Genomic DNA, 6,385 nt, shown 5'->3' with positions numbered 1-6,385 from the left:
CTCATAGCCAAAGAGTTCGCTTTCTAAAAGGGATTCTGTTAACGCAGCACAGTTAATTGCAACAAATGGAAAATGTTTTCTTTCACTCATATTATGAATACTTTGTGCAAACATTTCTTTACCTGTGCCACTTTCTCCATAAATCATAGTTGTATTATCGTACATGGCAATCATTCTAGCTTTTTCTATTGTTAAGATCATTTTTGGTGACTGTGCTATGATATCTTCAAACTTGTATTTTGCCACTAATCCTTTTTTATTCAATTTAACCCTGATTTTCTTCTCTAATTCTTGTAACTTAGTTATATCTTGAAATGTGCATAAGTAACCTTCGTTCATATTTTCAACGTTTATCATAGATACATTAGCGGTAATTGTATGTTCCATAATATTTACGATTCTATTCTTGATTTTAGGATTTTTTGTATTTACCTGAAATATGAAATTCAACTCTGGGAAAACTTTACTTAAATCTTTTCCCAGAATATCAGTGTCATCCTTGCGAAATATTTCTTGGGCTTTTTTATTAAACAATATAATATTGCCAGTATTGTCTGTAGCTATAATTGAATCGTGTACTACATCTAAAGTGTTCTTTAGTATTTCCCGATTATATTTTTGTGTATGCAAATCGCCTAATAACTGTTTTGCATATTTTACGCCTTCTCTTATAGATTCTTTAGAAGCCGTTATAAATACACTATCAATGTTAAAATTTTCTGCATATCTACAGGGAATACCCCCACCAACAATAACAACTTCATCTTTTTTAGGGAGATATTTTTTCACTTTATCACATATTTGTTTTTTATGATTAAACCTTTCTAAGGTCATACTAGGGCTTATTATATCTTTCCATTCTTCGTAATCAAAATAATCTACATCAGATAATACCAAAACAATATGTTTGTTATATGATTTTGCTTTTTTTATAGCCCTTAATATATCTATTGTTGTCATCTCTAGGTTTATGGTAGGAACATCTACAGTACCAATTGTATGAATATAACCCCCGCTCCTAGCAATAATAGCCTTCGCGCCTTTTTTTTCTAAGATTTTCCCTTGTTGCTCTATCTTATTCTCATCTAACATATCAATTATGATCTTTTGGTTTTTTACATCAACTTCAAATAGTTCTTCAACCATTTTTTTGATTTCAAATCCTGATGCTATAATTCCAATTACATCATTCATGTTATTCATCCCTACTTTTTAGTAAACCACAAGAAACACGCTTCGCGAGTTTCTCTGTGGTTCCGCGGACAGTCGCCAAATGTCTGCAAGCAGCCGCTTGGCTCATTGTCTTCGCGGTAATAAAAACTCAGCATATTAAGATTATGCTGAGTTTAGAATCTACTTAATATATTTGTACTTTAGATCTTTTCCTTTACCCTCTACGGATAGATTGGCATATAGATTATACTTTGTATTGGTAACAACTTTATACAATTCATATAGAGTTGGTAGAAATACTCCCCAGTTACCTATTTCTTCAATGCAATGAGCTGACCAAGTGATACCTTCCTCTTTTGTCTCTTTTTTTCTCGTTCCAATCGCAGATGACTTGCCAATTACACCAATGTCACTTTTCTGCCATTGATGAATTCTATAACCCATAGGATCTGGATTAACCATACTTTCTTCTCCAAGACCAAGACCAGCTACGATTACACAATGCTCATATACAATATATTCCTTGACTGCTTCTGGTACGTCTTTCAATTCTTCAATTCTAATATAGAGATTTTGTCTTGTACCATCATTCCATGTTTGTGGAGCAATATGTATAGATCCTACTGGATTACCATGTTTTGGAGCTACTGCCCATTCAAGAGGTTCATGTTGTTCAGGGTGCCATAATATAAATCCTTTCTCCATATTGCTCCAAAACCAATCAATCATTTTCGGTGTAACACCATCATGCTCCCAACTTATATGTGTTCCCATATGATCTTGTATTAAATCTGTTTTCATATTAAATCTCCTTTGCGTTTTGATATAATTGTGTCTAATAATACCCTTGCTTTTCATTATGCTGTTGTATAATAACCATTATAATCATTCAAAAAATCACATTCTGCTCTTTCTTCTAAGAATATACTCACCCAATCTACATATGGTTGAAGATATGGTGCCTTATCATAGGTCGCCCAAGACGGTTTTGATATTTGTGGGATATTATCTACCCACGCTTTTTTCCATGAATTAGGATCCTTATACCAAAGTTCCATTACTCTTACAAATGGACCTGCAAATGGCTCGATTACCTTAAATGCAAAGAAACGCAATAATTCAGGTTGCTTGCTGACTTCTGGAGCAAAATGATTCAAGAACCATTCTTCCCCTTCCTCATAGGAAACCCCCTCTGGATATTTGAATTGAACTACAAAACGATAAAAAGGACCCTCTTTTAAAGTAATACCCGCACCTTTAAAACAATTATTTGGTCTATATGGAACAAATGTAAATACTGGAGGATGATCTCCCTCTGGTTCCCCTTTCCACGTACCTGTCCTTGCACCACTTGCATGACCTTGACCTATAATATCATTATATCTTTCTGGCCATATCTCACATATTGCACTCCCATGATTTTCGGAACTATCAATATGACCCCAAGGATCTTCTCTCCACCAATGCTCTGTCATACGCCAGTTGTATGCACCATATTCTTTTGCACCCTGAGGAAAAGGTAATGCACGATAAGTACAATATCGTTCGAGAATTGGCCCATTTTGACTTACTGTATCAGGTGCGTGATCCTTAAATAACCAACGATTCATATAAATTAAATCGTTTTCATCCATTATATTTAGTGTTAAATAACTTCTTTTCATTTCTACTTCCCCCTAGACAAATACTTTTTTTCATTTATATATGGCGATCAACATGCCTACGTCTATAAATGCAACTTTAATTCTCAACAAAATCTATTTATTTCACTGAACAACGACTCTTTTAATTATTATTAGGTACACTAGCACTGATAAAGTTCTTGTAATTTTCAACTCGAGCCTTATATTCATCAGTCTTTTTTAAAGTCATATTGTTTTCTTCGTTTCTTTTGATATCATCAACATGCATAAATTTACCCGATAATGTATTATGAGCATGCTTCAACTGTTGTTCAGGGAATTTAAATACCACTTTATCTTCATCAATTGTCATGTCTCCCTCAATACCACATAAACAACAGATTGCATGAGTAGATGTTTCATCTAGATAGAAATTTCTGCTATGGCAATGAGGACATACTCCTGCTTCGCCTTTGTACTGAGCATTCTCTATATCCTTGGCAGCTTCTACCAGATTTTTTCCTATTTGATGTACTATGGCAACTTTTTCATCATCAAGAATAATCGTTTTTGACCACGAGAATTTTTGATTGTCAATAATTGTCCAAGCAGGAGTTAAAGCGTGCATAGCATGATCGCACTCAATTCTAGTAGTCCAATCAGATCCACCAATACCTATGTATGAAATCACTTTATCCTTTAAAATTCTAGGATCAGGTAGCTTTCCACCAGTCTTTTCCGCTATCTTTGTTGCAACAACATTATTGCCTCTATCCATTCTTGGACCAAATCTATCTGTCAAAGTTTGGAATATTCCAGGCGCGCCCTTTTCAAAAATCGGTGTTGTAACAATGATTCCGTCAGCATCGAGCATCTTATCCAGCAACCAATCAAAATCATCTTTTAACACACATAGATTACCTTTACCAGAAAAAAGAGCCATTACACAACTTATACATCCTGTACAATATTTAATGTCTAAGTCTAGTAACCGTATAAACTCTACTTCAGCACCCATGTTCTTTGCAGCCATTAGAGCTTCTTTACACATTGAATCGTTGCTTCCATTTTTTGTACCACTTGAAATACCTAGAATTTTCATTATTTAATCCTCCTCATTTTTATATTGTCTTAGATCCATTTGATAATCTTATGATATTATAAATTTTCCCACTTGTATAATACCTTAAAAGAATACAAGTTATAACCTAAAGGTTATGTTAAATTATTTCTTTATCTAATTGTCCTAACTAAAATTGCAACTACTCAATCGTAATAGATGATAAAATTAATTTAATAGCTACATTCATGCTTTAAATAACTTCAAAAATGATATAATAATCTTAAATATTGTTTTGGAGGTGAGCCATGAATAGCTTACAAATTGATTATTTTATTGCACTAGTTGAAAATATGAATTTTACTCGCACAGCAGAAAAACTATTTGTCTCTCAACCTGCCATTAGCAAACAAATTGCCGCTCTTGAGAACGACTTAAACATTCGCCTCTTTGATAGAACTAACAAACAGATAAAACTAACCCCTGCCGGTGAATTGATTTATCAGTGTTTTTTAAGAGCTAGAGTTGATTTAAAAAACACTTTAAAAGAGGCAACAAAGATATACGAAGGAAAAACTGGTAATATTAATATATCTTGTCTTGAAGGTTGGGACATGTCAAAATACTTTTCTTACGTAACCCAGACATTTAATCAACACTTTCCAGGTATATCGATACAAATTTCTAGTAGAGGCTTTAAAGGTTTAGTCGACTCTCTAGAAGATGAGACTTCTGATATTATTATCAGTATAGCTGATAGTCTATCTATGCTTAAAAGTTCTAAATTATTTAAAATTGCAGAAATTAATAGAATCTTGACCTACTCTACACACCACGTCTTAGCATTGAAACCAAATCTACAAATTAATGATTTTAGAGAAGAAACATTTTATGTGGTATCGGATAGAAAAAGTAATTTTACTAATAACATGGTTATCGAAATGTGTGAACCATTTGGCTTTGTTCCTAAAGTTGTATCAGTTCCAAATATCGAATCCATGATGCTACAAGTTGAAAGTGGTCTTGGAGTGGCTATCTTCGATGATTGGCACAGAGTAAAATATAATCCCGAACTTCGGTTCCTTGATACTGAAAGCCACCATACTGTAAGCGCAGCTTGGAAAAAAGAGAATTCTAATCCTACAATCAATTTATTTATTAACGAAATTTCATTGATTATTAATAAAAATAAATTACTATGAAGTTATTTTTAGAAAACAGCAGTTCATAAAATATCCAAATATAACCTCACTAAAGCCAGCTAATAAACTTTCTTAATAAATCAATGGAACTGTTCAAAACCATAAGTTGCTTATAATCTGATTTCAAAACAGTTCCAATTAATAGATTAATTAATTAATTTAAAAGCAATACTTATATTAATAATTAGCTACTTTTTCTATAACACCTTCATAAAGTTCCCAAGCGTCATCTGCACCATCTGCCTCTAATTGATCAATATATTCTTTTAAAATCGGCTCAAATGCGTCTTTCCATTCTTTTAACTCAGCATCTGTTAAAGTATATACTTCTGCAGTTTCAGATAATTTATCCATAGCTGCCTTGATTTTGAATTCGTCCACTTTAGCATTTTCTATACGAAGGTTCTCTGCTTCACTAGTGAATATTTGTTGTAAATCTTCTGGTAATGAGTTCCACTTATTAGTTGAGAATATCAAAGCCATACTATTTATCATCATACCTGAATCTCCAAATACAGTAGCTTTTTTAATTAATTCGCCACATCCAAATGCATTTAAAGCGCTTAGATGTTGTACTACTGAGTCTGCTACACCTTTTTCAAGATTTGAATAATACTCTGTAACGTGAGCAGTAACAGGTGCTCCACTATTACTTGCAATAAGCTTTTGCATCATAGTATTGCTACCAATAATTTTGTGTCCTCTTAAATCACTTGGTTTTACAATTAATTCACCATAAGAACCTGTTTGAAAAAGATTGTTTTGCGGCATGAAGATAGTAGTCCAATATGTTAGTTCTAAGTCTTCATACTCAGCTTTAAGACTAGGGTATTCTTCTAGCATTTCATTATAAATCTCACCTGCTTCAAGAATGCCCGGCAAACCAAGAAAAGGAGTACCTGTAATTAATGATGTACGTGGAAATAGGTTTAAGTGTTCATGAGGTGGTACTACTGCAATATCTGTTACACCTGATTGAAGATCTTTAATAACCGAGTCTACACTTGACAATGACCAGCTATAGAAAATATTGAACTTAAGACGACCTTCACTTGTTTGTTCCATACGTCTAAATACATCTGTTAATGGAACTGTAGCAGCTTCTGGTGCTGCAAAAGATACATTAAATTCATGTACCTTATCCTTGTCTACTTCTGTATTGCTTTCTACTGAATCATTGTCAGATCCTCCTGAACATCCTGCTAATAATGTTATCATTAGGCAAAAAAACATTATGATACTTGTTAATTTTTTTATTCTCATCTTAATCCCCCTATTTTTTTTTATCTTCAAATTAAATGACTTCTCTTCAAAATTAGAAAGTATAT

6 protein-coding genes are annotated in these 6,385 nt (G+C 33.1%); 1 reads left to right on the top strand and 5 read right to left on the bottom strand.

The window, feature by feature from the left end:
• From GC105_RS02920 to GC105_RS02905, 4 genes are all read right to left on the bottom strand, one after another.
• A partial coding sequence (locus GC105_RS02920) for a sigma 54-interacting transcriptional regulator (protein WP_193708261.1) occupies positions 1–1,194 on the bottom strand: 1,194 nt, incomplete at its 3' end.
• A 159-nt stretch (positions 1,195–1,353) separates the two neighbouring features.
• Positions 1,354–1,974, bottom strand: coding sequence for a hypothetical protein (locus tag GC105_RS02915; RefSeq protein WP_152801503.1), 621 nt, complete (start codon positions 1,972–1,974; stop codon positions 1,354–1,356).
• A gap of 56 nt (positions 1,975–2,030) precedes the next feature.
• On the bottom strand, positions 2,031–2,837 hold the full coding sequence (locus GC105_RS02910; protein WP_152801502.1) for a hypothetical protein: 807 nt from the start codon (positions 2,835–2,837) through the stop codon (positions 2,031–2,033).
• A 121-nt stretch (positions 2,838–2,958) separates the two neighbouring features.
• A complete protein-coding gene (locus GC105_RS02905) occupies positions 2,959–3,897 on the bottom strand; it encodes a flavodoxin family protein (protein WP_152801500.1) in 939 nt (312 codons plus the stop codon).
• Between the two features lie 266 nt (positions 3,898–4,163).
• On the opposite strand from GC105_RS02905, the gene GC105_RS02900 reads away from it, so the two are divergent.
• A complete protein-coding gene (locus GC105_RS02900; protein ID WP_152801498.1) occupies positions 4,164–5,057 on the top strand; it encodes a LysR family transcriptional regulator in 894 nt (297 codons plus the stop codon).
• A gap of 177 nt (positions 5,058–5,234) precedes the next feature.
• Here GC105_RS02900 and dctP read toward each other — a convergent pair whose 3' ends face one another.
• On the bottom strand, positions 5,235–6,320 hold the full coding sequence (gene dctP, locus GC105_RS02895) for a TRAP transporter substrate-binding protein DctP (RefSeq protein ID WP_152801496.1): 1,086 nt from the start codon (positions 6,318–6,320) through the stop codon (positions 5,235–5,237).
• Positions 6,321–6,385 lie beyond the last annotated feature (65 nt).

This window comes from Alkalibaculum sporogenes, assembly GCF_009362815.1.
Classification (GTDB): domain Bacteria; phylum Bacillota; class Clostridia; order Eubacteriales; family Alkalibacteraceae; genus Alkalibaculum_A; species Alkalibaculum_A sporogenes.
This window is presented reverse-complemented; position numbering and strand designations above follow the sequence as displayed.